The 15,768-nt window shown below is 49.5% G+C and carries 16 protein-coding genes; 14 read left to right on the top strand and 2 right to left on the bottom strand.

Annotated features, from left to right (window positions below; translation table 11 throughout):
• The 4 genes from AB7U36_RS06895 to AB7U36_RS06880 form a co-directional block, all read left to right on the top strand.
• Positions 1-436: TetR/AcrR family transcriptional regulator C-terminal domain-containing protein (locus AB7U36_RS06895; RefSeq protein ID WP_428159056.1), on the top strand; the 436-nt coding region annotated here is incomplete at its 5' end.
• Between the two features lie 197 nt (positions 437-633).
• Positions 634-2,703, top strand: coding sequence for a (Fe-S)-binding protein (locus AB7U36_RS06890; RefSeq protein WP_428159055.1), 2,070 nt, complete (start codon positions 634-636; stop codon positions 2,701-2,703).
• A gap of 75 nt (positions 2,704-2,778) precedes the next feature.
• Positions 2,779-3,564 carry an electron transfer flavoprotein subunit beta/FixA family protein gene (locus AB7U36_RS06885; RefSeq protein ID WP_428159054.1) on the top strand — a complete coding sequence of 262 codons (786 nt, stop codon included), beginning with the start codon at positions 2,779-2,781 and terminating at the stop codon, positions 3,562-3,564.
• A gap of 2 nt (positions 3,565-3,566) precedes the next feature.
• Positions 3,567-4,532 (top strand): electron transfer flavoprotein subunit alpha/FixB family protein, encoded by a 966-nt coding sequence (locus tag AB7U36_RS06880; protein ID WP_428159053.1) that lies wholly within the window; start codon positions 3,567-3,569, stop codon positions 4,530-4,532.
• Positions 4,533-4,640: 108 nt separating this feature from the next.
• On the opposite strand, the gene thyA is transcribed toward AB7U36_RS06880, so the two are convergent.
• Positions 4,641-5,507, bottom strand: a complete 867-nt coding sequence (gene thyA / locus AB7U36_RS06875) for a thymidylate synthase (protein ID WP_428159052.1) — start codon at positions 5,505-5,507, stop codon at positions 4,641-4,643.
• A 185-nt stretch (positions 5,508-5,692) separates the two neighbouring features.
• Here thyA and AB7U36_RS06870 point away from each other — a divergent pair, with 185 nt between their 5' ends.
• The 6 genes from AB7U36_RS06870 (at position 5,693) to AB7U36_RS06845 (ending at position 10,973) form a co-directional block, all read left to right on the top strand.
• Positions 5,693-6,013 carry an Hpt domain-containing protein gene (locus tag AB7U36_RS06870; protein ID WP_428159051.1) on the top strand — a complete coding sequence of 107 codons (321 nt, stop codon included), beginning with the start codon at positions 5,693-5,695 and terminating at the stop codon, positions 6,011-6,013.
• A gap of 1 nt (position 6,014) precedes the next feature.
• Positions 6,015-7,130 carry a PP2C family protein-serine/threonine phosphatase gene (locus tag AB7U36_RS06865; protein WP_428159050.1) on the top strand — a complete coding sequence of 372 codons (1,116 nt, stop codon included), beginning with the start codon at positions 6,015-6,017 and terminating at the stop codon, positions 7,128-7,130.
• 2 nt (positions 7,131-7,132) lie between these two features.
• A complete protein-coding gene (locus AB7U36_RS06860) occupies positions 7,133-7,573 on the top strand; it encodes an ATP-binding protein (protein ID WP_428159049.1) in 441 nt (146 codons plus the stop codon).
• A gap of 107 nt (positions 7,574-7,680) precedes the next feature.
• Complete coding sequence (gene phoU / locus AB7U36_RS06855) at positions 7,681-8,328, top strand: phosphate signaling complex protein PhoU (RefSeq protein WP_428159048.1); 648 nt, start codon at positions 7,681-7,683, stop codon at positions 8,326-8,328.
• Between the two features lie 64 nt (positions 8,329-8,392).
• Positions 8,393-9,082: a response regulator gene (locus tag AB7U36_RS06850; RefSeq protein ID WP_428159047.1), complete on the top strand. Its 690-nt coding sequence runs from the start codon at positions 8,393-8,395 to the stop codon at positions 9,080-9,082.
• A gap of 76 nt (positions 9,083-9,158) precedes the next feature.
• Positions 9,159-10,973, top strand: coding sequence for an ATP-binding protein (locus tag AB7U36_RS06845; protein WP_428159046.1), 1,815 nt, complete (start codon positions 9,159-9,161; stop codon positions 10,971-10,973).
• On the opposite strand, the gene AB7U36_RS06840 is transcribed toward AB7U36_RS06845, so the two are convergent.
• The gene (locus AB7U36_RS06840) at positions 10,968-11,813 is read right to left on the bottom strand and encodes an amidohydrolase family protein (protein ID WP_428159045.1); all 846 of its coding nucleotides are present in this window, start codon (positions 11,811-11,813) and stop codon (positions 10,968-10,970) included. The genes AB7U36_RS06845 and AB7U36_RS06840 overlap by 6 nt on opposite strands.
• Before the next feature lie 78 nt (positions 11,814-11,891).
• On the opposite strand from AB7U36_RS06840, the gene AB7U36_RS06835 reads away from it, so the two are divergent.
• The 4 genes from AB7U36_RS06835 to AB7U36_RS06820 all read left to right on the top strand — a co-directional run.
• Positions 11,892-12,581: a precorrin-2 dehydrogenase/sirohydrochlorin ferrochelatase family protein gene (locus AB7U36_RS06835; protein WP_428159044.1), complete on the top strand. Its 690-nt coding sequence runs from the start codon at positions 11,892-11,894 to the stop codon at positions 12,579-12,581.
• A gap of 5 nt (positions 12,582-12,586) precedes the next feature.
• Positions 12,587-13,414: a cytochrome C assembly family protein gene (locus tag AB7U36_RS06830; RefSeq protein ID WP_428159043.1), complete on the top strand. Its 828-nt coding sequence runs from the start codon at positions 12,587-12,589 to the stop codon at positions 13,412-13,414.
• A gap of 24 nt (positions 13,415-13,438) precedes the next feature.
• Positions 13,439-14,734: a glutamyl-tRNA reductase gene (gene hemA / locus AB7U36_RS06825; protein WP_428159042.1), complete on the top strand. Its 1,296-nt coding sequence runs from the start codon at positions 13,439-13,441 to the stop codon at positions 14,732-14,734.
• A gap of 11 nt (positions 14,735-14,745) precedes the next feature.
• The coding region (locus tag AB7U36_RS06820; RefSeq protein ID WP_428159041.1) for a transglycosylase domain-containing protein at positions 14,746-15,768 on the top strand (1,023 nt) is incomplete at its 3' end.

Here is a 15,768-nt window from a genome sequence, read left to right as displayed (position 1 = left end):
CAAGGACGATATCCTTTATCAGTACCTGAGCTTTAAAACAGATGTGGTGTTTGAAAAAATGAATGCTGCCGTGGCCTATGGCACAGATGCGGAAAGCAAACTGAGAAATCTGATCCGCTGTCATCTTCAGGAGTTTCAAAATGACAAAAACATGGCAATTATTTTTCAATCCGAGGTGAGATATCTTCGGGATATTGAGTCCCAGATCAAGGATATCTCAAAGATGTACCTTGATCTTTTATCCGATATTATAGAACAGGGCCAGATTGAGGGCTCCATGCGCCAGGATCTTTTTGTGGGGCTTGTGAAACGGTTTATCCTCGGGGCCGTGGAAGGTGTGATTTCCACCTGGGTCAGTGCCCATGGGCGCTACGATCTTACGACCATGGCAGATCCGCTGGTGGACCTTTATATGACGGGCGTCCGGGGTGCCTGAAGCTATCCTCATCAGACACGGTACCGATTTTCCCCTCCCTGAATTTCAACACAATTTTCCCTCCGGATATTTCTGGGGAGGACTAGTTGTGCTGAGCTGGAATTTATGCTTTTTTCTTGACGGCAAAGTCGATGTTTATTAAAGCACAGTGAGCCTGAATTCACTGAGTTAAATATAATTATGGAGGTAAGTTAAGTATGTCTACGATCATAGCCCCGGCACACTATTTGCTGTTCGGTTTTATTCCAACAATGATTTTATCATTTCTTCTGCCGGTTATCGGTGTCGGGCTCTTTACCTACATCATGGCACGAAGAATCGCTCCTCTGGTCCGGGCCAATCCGGATTATCGTTTTAACAATATTCCGGAGCGGATTAAAAATCTGGTCGTTGTCTGGTTAGGGCAGATCCGCCAGCCCAGATACATGCAGGCCGGTGTGTTGCACATCATTATATTTGCAGGGTTCTTAATTCTGTCCATCCGTTCCATCAGCCTTGTTGTTATGGGCGTGTTTCCCGGATATGTGTTTCCCGGGTTAGACGGTACCCTGGGTGCCGTTTACAATTTTATTAAAGATTACGCAGCCACCGCTGTTCTTGTGGCCTGTATCATTGCGGCCTACCGCCGGGGCATTAAAAAGCCTGCCCGCTATGCAGTGCCTGAAAAATATGGTCATGACCATACCGCAGAAGCGGTTTTTGTTCTGGGAATCATATCCACCCTGATGATATCAGAAAGCATGTTTGAAGCTTCTGCCATTGCTTTCACCTATAACACCGGTGGTGACGTCCACTTCCCGGCATTTTTTTCCCTGGCCTGGTTTTTTGCAAAGATACTTAGGCTGGCATCCCTGGAATTCCTCCAGAGCCTGCACATCTTTATGTATTATGTGCATGATTTCACCTTTTTCTTTTTTCTGTGCTTTCTGCCCCTGGGTAAACATTTCCACGTCATCACCTCTGTTTTCAATGTCTTTTTCATGCGCGTGAAAAAAGGCAATATCAAGCCGGTTAAATACGGGGTTTCCGATGAGGAACTGGACAACCTGGAATCCTTTGGCGTTAAAAAACTTGAGGATTTCACCTGGAAGCAGATGCTTGATTTCTATTCCTGTGCAGACTGCGGCCGCTGTTCTGACCAGTGTCCTGCCAATGCAGCAGGCCGTCCCTTGTCCCCGCGGTTCATCACCATCAAGGCCAGGGATCTTATCTTTAAAAACTATCCCATTAAATCCGGAATTATTTATAAATCTGACAAGCTGCTGGTGGAAGATATTTATACCGAGGATGAAATCTGGTCCTGTACCACCTGCGGTGCCTGTGAACAGGAATGTCCATTGGGCATTGAGTATATTGATAAGATGGTTGACATGCGCCGTGGCATGGTGGATGAGGGCATGGTACCCCAGTCCCTGCAAAAACCCCTTAAAGCCCTGGAAAAACGCGGCAACCCCTATGGCAAAATGGAGAAGAAGCGTGCGGACTGGGCCCAGGAAAAAACCTTTGCCGAAACCCATACAGTCAAAGACCTGAGCCAGGAGAGCGCAGATACGCTGTATTTTGTGGACAGCATTACCTCCTATGACGACAACATCCAGGACATTGCCCGCAGGACCGCCATCATCCTTGAAAAGGCAGGCGTGGATTTCGGCATCCTGGGCAAAGACGAAAAAGACAGCGGCAACGAGGTGCTTAGGTTTGGTGAAGAGATGCTTTACCAGGATCTTAAAGCCCAGAATACCGAAGCTATTCTTGAATCCGGTATAAAACAGATTGTCACGGCCGACCCCCACGCCCTGAACGCTTTGAAAAATGACTACACGGGCCTGCCCTCTGTCAAACACATCAGTGAAATCGTGGCTGAAAAGATTAAATCCGGTGACCTGATGATGAAACGGTGTAAAAACCGGAATAACGTATATGTGTACCATGATCCCTGCTATCTGGGGCGCCACAACAGTATTTATGAATCCCCGAGACAGGCAATGGATGCCATTGCCGGCCTGACGCGGGTGGAACTGGAAAAGAGCCGTGACCGCTCCTTCTGCTGCGGCGGCGGTGGCCTGATGCTGTTTTATGAGCCCGAAGAAGAGACCCGCATGGGTGTTCTCAGGGTAAATATGGCAGCGGAAGCCGGGGCCAATGTTATTGTCACGGCCTGTCCTTTCTGTCTGGTGAATATCCAGGATGCCATTAAGGTGGCCGGCAAAGAAGGCGAGATGGAGGCCATTGACTTCACGCAACTCATTGAGGAACATTTAGCATAACCAGCGCAAAACAATAAGTTATCTGTCGGGGTTCATAAACCCGGCAGAGTATAAACATGCTTTAAGGAGGAAATAATGGAAATTTTGGTGTGCGTCAAACGCGTTCCAGATACTGCTGAGAACGAATTTGAACTCAATTCCGAAGGAAATGATCTGGATCGTGATGATTTGGTTTATTCTGTGAACGAGTGGGACAACTATGCCGTTGAAGAGGCCATCCAGATCGTGGATAACGTGGGCGGCAGCGTAACTGTTGTAAGTGTGGGCGATGATGAGGCTGAGGAAGTCCTGCGACGTGAAATGGCCATGGGCGCCAATAACGGCGTTCTTCTTTCTGATGAGGCCTTTGAAGGATCCGACGGTAAAGGTATTGCGACCATTCTCAAAGCTGAAGTTGAAAAAGGCAATTATGATCTGATTCTTACCGGTGCCCAGGCCGATGAAGGCGCAGGGCAGGTTGGCGGCATGCTTGCAGCCATGCTGGATTATCCCTATGCGTCTCTGGTGAACAAGATTGAACCTGCTGATGGAAAAATAAAAGTGGGCCGGGAAATCGAAGGCGGCAACCAGGAAATGAATGAAATTGAGCTGCCCTGCGTGCTTTCCATCCAGACTGGCATCAACGAACCCCGTTATGTCGGCATCCGCGGTATCCGTAAGGTGGCCAGTGTTGAGATTCCTGTAAAAGGTGCCGGTGACCTTGGGCTGGATGCAGGCAGCGTGGGGCAAGCCGGTGCAAAGACCAAACGCGTGGATTATTTTGTACCTGATCTGGGTGATGGTGCTGAAATGCTTGAAGGTTCCATTGATGAAATTGTTGAAAAACTGATTGAGAAGCTGAAAGCCAAAGGAGGTCTTTGATCATGACACAGATTTTTGCATATGTTCCATTTAAAAACGGGGTGGCCGAAGATGTGGCGCAGGAATTCCCGGGTGCTGCAAAAAAGATTGATGCCGGCGCATCTCTTACTGCTGTCGTTGCCGGCTCCGGCGCTGATCTGGATAAAGTGGCCAACGAACTGACCAAAATCTATTCACAAGTCATTAAAATTGACAATACCGTCTTGGCATACCCCAATGCCGAGATCGTGAGAAAAGCCCTGACCAATATCATTCCGGCCGATGCCATTGTCCTGGTGCCGCATGATACCTTTGGCATGGACCTGGCCCCTGGCCTGTCCATCAAACTGGATTCAGCCTATGCTGCTGATGTTGTAGATTTTGAGGGGATGGACGGTTCCATCCTGAAGATTGTCCGCCAGGAGCTGGGCGGAGCTGTTTCCACCCATGTGACCTGTGATGCTTCTGCAGGCGCTGTTCTCACTATCCGTCCGGGCGCATTTGCGCCGGTTGATGGCAGTGCTTCCGGCGCCGTGGTTGACAAATCCGGTGATGCCGGTGATCTTTCAGCTAAAAGAACCTTCCTGGAAGTGGTTGAAGCCGAAGCCGGTGACGTTGATATCACCAAATCCGATGTTCTGGTTTCCATTGGCCGTGGTATTGAAGATGAAGACAATATTGAAATTGCCCAGGAACTGGCTGATGCCATGGGGGCTGTGGTTTCCTGCTCTCGTCCCATTGTTGACGCCAAATGGCTTGAAAAATCCCGTCAGGTTGGCACCTCCGGCCAGACCGTTAAACCCAAAGTCTACATGGCCATGGGTATTTCCGGTTCCTTCCAGCACATGGGCGGCATCAAGGGCAATCCCTTTATCGTTGCGGTGAACAAGAATCCCAAAGCACCGATTTTCCAGGTTGCTGATGTTGGTATCGTGGAAAATATCCTTGAGTTCATGCCTGCACTTCAGGAAGCTGTTGAAGGACTCTAAGCATCCGTAAGCAGATTCCCGGTATTCAGATTTTTCCGGTAAGTATAAAAAAGCCCTGGGGTCGTTAAAGTCCCCGGGGCTTTTCATTCAGGTGGCCGTACTCAATTCTTAAACTGCAATTTCAAACCGGATGGCCGGGTGGTGCTGGTAGCCGGTTAAAACCGTGTTCTTGTACTGCCAGTCAAAAATAGAGGTAAACGCAGTGGTTTCTATACCAGGCAGGGTAAAGGGTTTTCTGTCAAGCTGTTGCCTCAGTCCCTGCACATGGTTTTCATAAATGTGGGTGTCTCCCAGAAAGCCCACAAGCATGCCCGGTTTAAAACCCGATTCCAGAGCCAGAAGCGTTAGAAGAAGTCCGTAGCTTGCAATGTTGAAGGGAAGGCCCAGGGCTGTATCCACGGATCTCTGGTTCCACAGCAGATTAAGCCGCCCATTGATCACGGTGACCTGAAATCCGTAGTGGCAGGGCGGCAGGGCCATTTGGTGCAGATCCATGGGGTTCCAGGCAGATACGATCATCCGCCGGTCATCGGGATTGGTTTTCAGGGTGGCCACCAGGTTTTGAAGCTGATCCACTCCGGAGGGAACCGGTGCCTTGTCCCAGGCCTGATATCCACCACCAAAATGCCGCCACTGGAACCCGTAAATGGGGCCAAGTTCCCGTTCGTCCATCATCTTTTTTCTGGTCTTATCATCGTGCCCGTAGGCGACCTTGGCCGGTGAGCACCATTCATCCCAGATGTGGTTGTTTCTGTCCCGCAGCCAGTTTTTATCCGTGATGCCTTTGATGAAAAATTCCAGTTCGCCGGCCACAAGGGCAAAGGACAGATATTTGGTGGTCAGCAATGGAAAACCCTGGGCCATGTCATGTTCAAACATGGCTCCGGCAATGGCAATGGTGTTCACCCCGGTGCGGTTTTCCTTGACCTGTCCCTGGTTGAGGACTTTTCTGACAATATTTGAATAGGCTTCCATATGCGTGTCCGTTTTTTGCGGTTAAATGGTAAAGCAAAATTTAGGCAATTGTACCAAACGCTTCTGAAAAATCCACCCGCGATGGTACTGGCTCAGTTGATTATTTACAAGAATGTTTATATCTTTTATACTCTTGAACATTATAGTGTCGCCTCTTACGGCATAATTTCATTATAGGTAATGTCATGGATTTTCATAATATTGAGTCGTTCCTAAGCATTGATACAAATGAGGCTGAAGCACTGGGGCGGCTTATGGCCGATACCCTGAGATCTGATCTGGGGAAGATCCGCCGGGGTATCCGGGATAATGATCTGGAGTCCATTGCCTTTGTGGCACATTCTATCAAGGGTGCTGCCGGAAATCTGGGATTCGAAAGACTTTCTGAACTGGCTGCAGTTATGGAAACCCGGGCCCGGGAAGGCCGGCTTGACGGTTTGGGTGATCTGATTTTGGAAATGCAGACCCTTTTGGAAGAACTTGAAGTCAGTCTGGCAGGCAGGTGACATGGCTGATGCATATTCTATACTTGTGGTTGACGACAACCTGTTAAATCTTAAACTCATTAAAAAAGTGCTGACCAAGGAGGGGTATATTACCCTTTTGGCGGACAATGGACCTGATGCCAGGCGTATAGCCGCCCAGGAACATCCGGATCTTATTCTGCTGGACATTGAGATGCCCGGTGAAGACGGGTTTGAAGTTATTAAGAAGCTTAAAAATGATGCGGCCACTGCCACCATCCCCGTGCTTTTTTTAACGGGTGTGTCCGAAGTGGATGTCAAGCTGAAGGGTTTTGAACTTGGGGCCGTGGATTATATACTCAAGCCCTTTCATTCCCAGGAGGTCCTGGCCCGGGTACGTATTCACCTCAAACTTTCCATTGCCACCAACTCCCTGGTGCAGGACCAGGCCAGAAAGCTTCGCCAGGTCAGCCGTGCCCAGAACGCCATGCTGCCTATACCTGAAGACTTTCCCGATGCCGGATTCAGTGTGTTCTACCGGCCTCTGGAAGAGGCTGGCGGGGATTTTTATGATATTTTAAATATTTCAAATCAGATCACCGGGTATTTTCTGGCGGATTCTTCGGGGCATGATATTGAAACCTCGTACATCACCGCATCTGTCAAAGCGCTTCTGGCCCAAAACTGCACCCCGGTGTATTCGCCCAGGGAGAGCATGAAAATGATCAATGACGTGCTCGTGGAAATTCTGCCCCCGGAAAAATACCTCACTGCATGCTACATGCACCTGAATCGCGGCACCAGAATCATGACCCTGGTGAATGCAGGCCATCCCCCTGTGGTTTACATGCCCAAAGGGAAAACCCCTTTTTTCATCAAAATTCAGGGTGACATTCTGGGCATGTTTTCCGATGCTGCCTTTGGCATGAAAAAAATTACAGTCAATGAAGGAGACCGATTTTTTGTCTATTCAGATGGCATGGTGGAATCCAAAGAGAAGAAAATATCATGGATGGCAGGGCTGCAAGGATTTTTATCCATCTTTGAGGGGGTGGACAAAATTGATCTTGCCGATGTCCCGGACACACTGATCTCCCGCCTTTTTAACGGCAATCCCATGCCCGAGGATGATATTGTTCTTCTATGCATTGAGGTATGATAATGCCTGATATCCTGGATGTTTTTGAAATCAAAGAGGAGAAAAACCGTGTCCGCATACGGTTTTCTTCCGCCATGGGACATATTGATACGGCCTGTGCCGCAGTACTTCTTTTCCTTAAGTCCAGGGGGCCTAAGTTTTTCCCCCATCTGTTTGCCGTGAATCTAGGCCTGCGCGAGGCCATGGCAAATGCCGTGCGCCATGGAAATAAATATGATTTGGGCAAACTGGTTTCCATGGAACTGGACATAAGCCGGGATCAGTGGATTCGTATGAAGATTTCCGACCAGGGACCGGGTTTTGAATGGATACACGTCAGGGACCAGGTGGCCCCTGATGAGGCTGACCACGGCAGGGGCATGAGTATCATGAGGACCTATTTTGACCGGTTCAGCTATAATAAGAAGGGCAATATCCTCTATCTTGAAAAACAGGTCTTATAATAAAATTAATTCCTCGTTAATACAATTCTAACCAAATTCTAATGATTTCAGGGTAAAAAACTAACATTGATTATCCTTGAAATTTTATAAAAATATGAAGGACGTTTATGACCAACCAGCTTACTCGGGCCATGCATAAGATCAAAAAGGAAATTCTATCCCTTGGCGCCATGGTGGAAGATCGGTTCAAAAAAACCATATATGCTGTCAAGACAAACGATCTTGCCCAGGCCATTCAGATCATTGAAACCGATTATCTGGTGGATGCCCAGGAGGTTGAGGTCGAAGAGGAATGCCTGAAAACCCTTGCTCTGTACCATCCTGTGGCAACGGACCTAAGACTGATTACTGCCGTGATCAAGATCAACAATGACCTTGAACGTATTGCCGACTATGCCGTGAACATTGCCCATCGGTTTAAGACAAGCGGCCAGAGTTCAAATTCCTTTCAATATGACTACACCGCCATGGCCGAACAGGCGGCAAAAATGCTTAAACTCAGTCTGGACGCCCTTGTCAGTCTAAATAGAGATCTCGCATATAAAGTCCGGGAGATGGACGAAGAGGTCAATACCATGCGCAATGACGCCTATAATGTCATGAAGGATGCCATACGAAAGAATCCGGAAAAGGTCGAGGAAATTATCAACATGTATCTAATTTCAAGGCATATTGAACGGGTGGGCGATCACACTAAAAATATTGCAGAGGAAGTCATTTACCTGATAGAAGGCGAGATTAACCGCCAATCCTGAAATTTAACACTATTTGATTTTCATCATACCTGATTTTAATCATTAAATAACACGGAAATAAAAAATGGCCAAAGAGACCATATTGATTGTTGACGATGAAGAAGACATTCTTGAACTGATAAAATTCAATCTCAAGGGCGAGGGCTATAATATACTTCAAGCCATGAGCGGGGAGGCGGCCATTAAAATTGCCAAACACTCCAGCCCTGATCTCATGGTGCTGGACCTTATGCTGCCGGGAATTGACGGACTTGAGGTCACCAGGTATCTGAAAAACAACGATGCCACCACGGATATTCCCATTGTGATGCTCACGGCAAAGGGCGAGGAATCAGACATTGTCACCGGTCTGGAACTGGGGGCCAATGATTACATATCCAAGCCGTTCAGTCCAAGGGAGCTTACTGCACGAATTCGTGCCATTCTGCGTCGCCGCCAGAAAAATGCTGCTGAAGGGCCGGTCTGTGTTCGCCAGGAAGGGGATATGGTCATTGACCGGGCCAAGCACCGGGTCACCATTGAGGATAAAATTATTGAACTGACCTTGTCCGAGTTCGAACTTCTCTCCTTTCTGGCAGAGAAAAAGGGCTGGGTGTTTACCCGGGGGCAGATCGTGGATGCCATTCACGGTGAAAATTATGCCGTGACCGAGCGCAGCATTGATGTTATTATTGTAGGACTGCGTAAAAAATTGGGTGCTTATTCATCCTGTATTGAAACTGTTCGGGGCGTGGGATATCGTTTTAAGGAATAGGGCCGCGCACCCATTCCCTGCCCTTTTACCACGCCCTTTTACCACATAAATAAACATCTTGGGGCAACACATCTCCATGCATCGTAAAAAACCAAAATTGATCTGGCGGATCTTTCCATCATTTCTTGTGATCATTCTTTTGTCCCTGACCGTGGAGGCTTGGTATTCCACCACCTATTTCAAAAGCTTTTTTCTTGAGACCTCCCAGCGTGAACTTATGGTCAGGGCATCCCTGATGCAGGACCGGTTTGCCCGGGCCTTGTATGTGGATGGTCTGTCGCCACAGCAGATTGATGCCCTGTGCAAAAATCTGGGAGAAAAAATTCAGACCCGCATTACGGTTATTCAGCATTCAGGAGAGGTGATCGGCGACTCCTTTGCCAGGGTGGAGACCATGGAAAATCACGGGAAACGGCCTGAAATTTTGACGGCACTTTCCGGTGAAAAGAGTATGGCCGTACGCTACAGCCCTACCCTTGATAAGAATATGATGTATATTGCCCTTCCCATTGTTGACAGCCGGTCTGATCCCGCTGTGATCCGTACGGCGGTCTCCATCTCGGATATCGACGCCAAGGTTGAGGCTATGCGCAATTCAATTTCCCTGGTTTTGGTGTTGACTACCATGGCTGCAGCCCTGGCAAGCCTGTATGTTTCAAGGCGCATTACCAATCCCGTGGAGCAGATGCGCAAAGGCGCCCAGGCGTTCTCCAAGGGCAACCTGACCAACCGCCTGCTCTCTCCGGATACCGAAGAGCTGTCCCAACTGGCCCAGTCCATGAATCTCATGGCCGCAGAACTCAATAAAAAGATCATGGATGTCAGAAACCGCAGCCGGGAGCTTGAAGCGGTTCACACCAGTATGCAGGAGGGCGTAATCGCCATTAACGGCCAGGAGCAGATCATTACCATCAATAAGGCTGCTGCCAAAATATTTGATTTTTCGCCGGAAACGCTGAAAACAAAGCATGTACTTGAGGTGGCCAGAAATTATGATCTGCAGGTATTCATTAGAAAAGCTCTTGCCACCAGTGAACCTGTGGAAGATGATATTGTGATTGACAGAGATGAGCGCATGGTGCTCAATATTCACTCCACAGCCCTGTATGACGCCCATGACAAGCGCATGGGCACCCTGATCATCTTCCATGACATCACCCGGATCCGGCTGCTTGAAACCATGCACAAGGATTTTGCGGCAAATGTTTCCCACGAATTAAAAACCCCTTTAACCACGATCAAAGGGTTCATTGAGACCCTTTTGCAGATGATGGCGGACAGCCCCGGCGCGTCAGCCCAGGATTCCGCCGCCCAGTACAGCCGGTTTCTGGGCATCATTGAAAAAAACGTCAACCGAATGGTCCGCCTGATTGATGACCTTCTGGCCCTGGCAAGACTGGAGCGCCTTAAAGGGACCGGTATCCAGCTTGAGGTCCACCCCCTGGCCGCTCTGATTCAAAAGGCCGTGGGGTTCTGCGCGGACAGGGCTGAAGGCCGGGGAATAACCATGGAAGTGCATTGCCCGGATGCCATTGCCGGCATGGTGGACCCCACGCTCATGGAGCAGGCTGTCTTTAATCTGGTGGACAATGCCGTCAAGTACAGCGATGACGGGGCATGCGTTACCATTAATGCAGAACTCAAGGACCGCAATATAGAAATTCAGGTCAAAGATACGGGGCCGGGCATTGATGCGGCACATCTGCCAAAAGTATTCAACCGGTTTTACCGGGTGGATAAGGGCAGAAGCCGGGACCAGGGCGGCACAGGACTGGGACTGGCCATTGTCAAACATATTGTCCAGTACCACAACGGACGTATTGAGGTGGAAAGCCGGCGCGGAAAGGGGACTTGTTTCACCATCACCATTCCCGGAGCTACCGTATTATAAATCCGGGTACAGGGCTTGGGCATTTTCGGCGAACACCATCTGTTTCTGCTCCAAAGTCAGCCGGGACTGGTCAATGTCCCTGTAATACCTGTCAGGGGTAAGCAGGGGATAATCCGTACCAAACAGAATTTTTTCCAGGACCCCGGCCTTGAGCGCCATATCGTAGATTTCCGGGTCATAAAGAAACACAGAAGCCGCTGTATCATACCAGATGTTTTTAAGCCGTTCTTTCATCTGTTTTTTCATGATGTGATAAAAGAAGATGCCGCCGCCCCAGTGGGCAAGAATGATTTTGTTGTCTGAAAAAGCCCGGGCCAGATGATCAATCTGCTCAAGGGTTACCGGGGTTTTTCCCGGATAGGGATGGCCCAAAGGCTCATTGGTATGGATCATACAGGGTAAATTCCCCTTGGCCTTGAGCAGATCCATCACAGGTTCCAGAAGCCGGATGGCTCTGGCATCAATGCCGGACAGGTAAAAGGCCAGTTCCCCCACGCCGGAGAGTCCTGCATCAATACAGCGTTCAGCCTCCTTTGCCGCACCTTCCCAGGACAGATCAAAACAGGCCAGGCCCCGCAAGCGTTCCGGGTGGGTGAAGACCGCCTCAATCACCGCATCATTGTTTCTTTTGGCGTATTCGGGATTGCGCCATGGAAATCCTGACATAATGGAGATATCCACCCCATGGTGATCCATGGTGTCAATCAGTTGGGACAGTGTTGCAATCTTTGACTTTGGGGAATTATATAGAAGTTTGAATTCAGGTTCGTTGTCAAAGAACAGGCTCCTGTCATCTGCAACTGCCTGGAAAAAAAGATGGATATGGGAATCTATAATCACGGCATTGCCCTTAAATGATAAAGATTGAAAAAAGCTGACAGGCAATATATATTAAATCCCCTGCCCGGACAAGGGCGAATGAGAGATGAGGTGATGGAGTACTATCCGATTTTTTTAGATGTAAAAGACAGACGCTGCCTTGTGGTCGGCGGCGGGGCCGTGGGAACAAGAAAGGCCTTTGGCCTTGCCCGGGCAGGAGCCCGGGTCATCGTAGTCAGCCTTGGTTTTTCAGATGAATTGTCAAATACGCCGCTTGATGGCATCACGTTAAAAAAAAAAGAGTTTCAGGATTCGGATCTGGACGGCATGAGCCTGGCTTTTGCCGCCACAGATAACATGCAGTTAAATGCCAGAATACGGCAGGCTGCCCAAAAGAAAAATGTATTGTGCAACATAGCCGACGGCCGGGACAAAGGGGATTTTATCCTGCCGGCAGTGGTGGACAGGGGCGAGCTTTTGTTTGCCGTATCCACCTGCGGGGCAAGCCCGGCCCTTTCAAGGCGCCTGCGCATGGAGATTGAAAGCGGTTTCGGTCCTGAATACGGTATGCTTGCAGCCCTTTTAGGCCGCATCAGAGCCATTTTGCTGGAACGGGAACATGATCCCAAGGCGCACCGCAAAATATTTTGCGCCCTGCTTGATGCCAATCTGCCTGGAATGATTGCCGCAGGACAAACCCTTCAGATTGATGCCGTGCTTGCCAGGATTCTGGGTGACGGCTTCAGTCTGGAAATGCTGATGCCGGAATTCGATACCCGGGAGTTGTGAAGTTTATGAATATTCCTTTTATCCTTTTACAGTGCGCAACCTTTTTTTACCTGATCAGTACGGCCGGGTATTTTTGTTATCTGCTTCACCAGAAAGACCGGATCCAGCAGACCGCCTTGGGCGCTGTGGGTATCGGGGCCGTGGTTCATCTGTTTGCCATTGTTTTGCAAAGTGCGGCCCTTGGCGGGTTGCCCATCTATACCCTTGGACAGAGCCTGTCCATGGCAGGCCTGTCCCTTGCTGCCATGTTCATTTATACGCAGTACCGGTTCCATTTAAAAATTCTGGGTGTGTATGCCACAGCCATGATCAGTGTCCTCATGCTTGCGGCCATTCTTTTTCCCGAGGCCGCCCAAGCCCCGGACAAGATATATAAGGGGATTTTCTTTTTCGGGCACATCGTTCTTATCTTCAGCGGGGAGTCCATGCTGGCCCTGGCCTGTGGTGCCGGTATCCTTTATCTGATTCAGGAGCAGGGCATCAAGGGCAAAAATCCGGGTTTCTTTTTTAAACGGCTGCCGTCGCTGGATTTTCTGGATACCGTGTCCTATACCTGCATTACCACCGGGTTTGCTTTGCTTACCTTTGGGCTTGTCACAGGCTTTATTTATGCCAGATCCGTGTGGGGCAGTTTCTGGCGATGGGATGTAAAAGAGGTGTTTTCCCTGGGCGCCTGGCTGGTGTATGCGGCATTGCTGCATCTGCGGCTTTATTCGGGGTGGCGGGGGCGCAATTCCGCGGTTATGTCTGTGATTGGCTTTATCATACTAATTTTTACCTTCCTGGGGGTGAATTTTTTCCTTGGCGGGCATCACCAGGGATTTACCCAATAAGAACAGGATACAGATCAACCCATTATGCCAAAGATAATTCTGATTGGCGCCAGCCATAAAACCGCGCCTGTGGAACTAAGGGAAAAACTGTCTTTTTCCCAGGAACAGATTGAAACAGCCCTGCAATTTTTAAAACAGGATCCGGGTATCAGGGAAGGCCTGGTTTTTTCCACCTGCAACCGTCTTGAATTTCTCTATATGCCGGGAAACGGGGCTTTGGAGAACAAGGACGGAATTGATGCTGTTATGCGGTTTATCTCTGAACTTAAAGCATTACCTGTTTCTGAATTCAAGCCTGCCCTGTACATCCACAGGGATGACGAGGCTGTCCGCCATCTGTTTTGCGTGGCTGCAAGTCTTGATTCCATGGTGGTGGGGGAACCCCAGATTCTGGGGCAGGTGAAAAAAGCCTATAAAACCGCCGTAAGTGCCGGTACCACAGGGGTCCTGCTCAACCGCCTGATGCACAAGTCCTTTTCCGTGGCAAAACGGGTGAGAAAACAGACCGGCATTGGTGATAATGCGGTCTCTATTTCCTATGCCGCCATTGAACTTGCCCATAAAATTTTTGCCGATCTTGCCACCAAAAGCGTCATGCTCATCGGGGCCGGCGAGATGGCGGAACTGGCTGTTGAACACCTCATGGCTCACCAGGTGAAAAAGATTGTGGTGGCCAACCGCACATTTAAAAACGCCCTGGAACTGGCCCGCAAGTTCAACGGCCAGGCGGTTCAGTATGAGGAACGGGAATCTGCACTGGCTGATGTGGATATCATTATCAGTTCCACCGGGGCCACGGAGTATGTGTTAACCCGTGACCAGGTCAAGGGCATCATGAAAAAAAGACAGAACAAAACCCTGTTTTTCATTGATATTGCCGTGCCCAGGGACATTGATCCCCGGATCAATAAACTATCCAATGCCTATGTTTATGATATTGATGATTTGAAAAATATTGTTGAAACAAATATCAGCCAGCGGGAACAGGAGACCATAAAAGCACAACGCTTTGTTGAGGAAGCCCTGCTGGCTTTCCGCCGGTGGCTGGATGACCTTTCCGTGGTCCCCACCATCAAGGCCATCAACGGCAAAATGACTGAGATTGTGAACCTGGAATGCGAGAAAACCCTGGCCGGACTGCCCCACCTGTCACCGGCGGATGCCAATGCCATCCGAAGGATGACGCGGGCCATTGCGTCCCGGGCCATCCATGATCCCATTTTGTTCCTGCGTAACACCGGTAATCACCGGGACGATTCTTTGTATTTGAATGTGGCCCGGCAGCTGTTTAATCTGGACATCCCTGATCACAACTATTGAAGGAGGTCTGGATGAAACTGTTAAGACGGTTGATCCTTTTTTTATTGTTTTGTGCGGGCATGGCGATTCTGGGCTATGCATATCTGATCAACCATCAGGTGGCCAAGCGGTTTAAAGAGCGGTTGTGGGATGTGCCGGCCAAGGTATATGCGCGCCCCATGACCCTTTATCCGGGGTTGGGTCTGTCTGCCGCAGCCCTTGGGCAGGAACTGGATCTGTTGGGATATCGGATGGTTGCAACCCAGGCCCAGCTGACTGTGCCGGGCACGTACACCCAGTACCAGGGTCGCTTTGTCCTCAATTGCCGGCCCTTTGATTTTGGCGGGCAGCGCCTTCCTGCGCGCCGCACAGAGGTCACCATATCCGGCGGCCGCATTGCCCGGCTTGAAACATTAGGCACCACCGCTGACATGGAACAGCTGGACCCCGTGCTGATCGGGCAGTTCTACCCGTCTTCCATGGAAGATAGAATCCTTCTTGATGCCCAAGATACTCCGGCATTACTTAAAAAGACCATTGTTGCCGTGGAGGATAAAAATTTTTATTCCCATTATGGTATTGATTTTAAATCCATTTTCCGGGCCATGGCGGTCAATATTCGCCAAGGCCGGTTTATCCAGGGCGCCAGTACCCTGACCCAGCAACTGGCCAAAAATTTTTTTCTTTCCCCTGAAAAAACACTTAAACGAAAAATCAGTGAAGCCTTTGTTGCGGCTGCCATTGAGCGCCAGTTTACCAAAGAGGAAATTCTTGACGCCTATATTAACGAAGTTTACCTGGGACAGGACGGTTCCAGGGCCATACACGGGTTTGGCCTGGGGGCTCAGTTTTACTTCGGCAAGTCACCGAGATTGCTTTCGCCTGAGGAAACCGCACTATTGGTAGGCATGCTCAAAGGACCGTCCGTTTACAATCCAAGGGTTCACCCGGACCAGGCCATGGCCCGGCGAAACACTGTGCTTGGCCTCATGGCGGACCAGGGATTGATTTCATCCACCCAGCTTATACAATCACTTGGCCAACCCCTGGGCGTT

It is taken from the genome of Desulfobacter sp. (assembly GCF_050177295.1).
The sequence above is the reverse complement of the archived record's forward strand: the minus strand, read 5'-3'. Positions and strand labels throughout refer to the sequence as shown.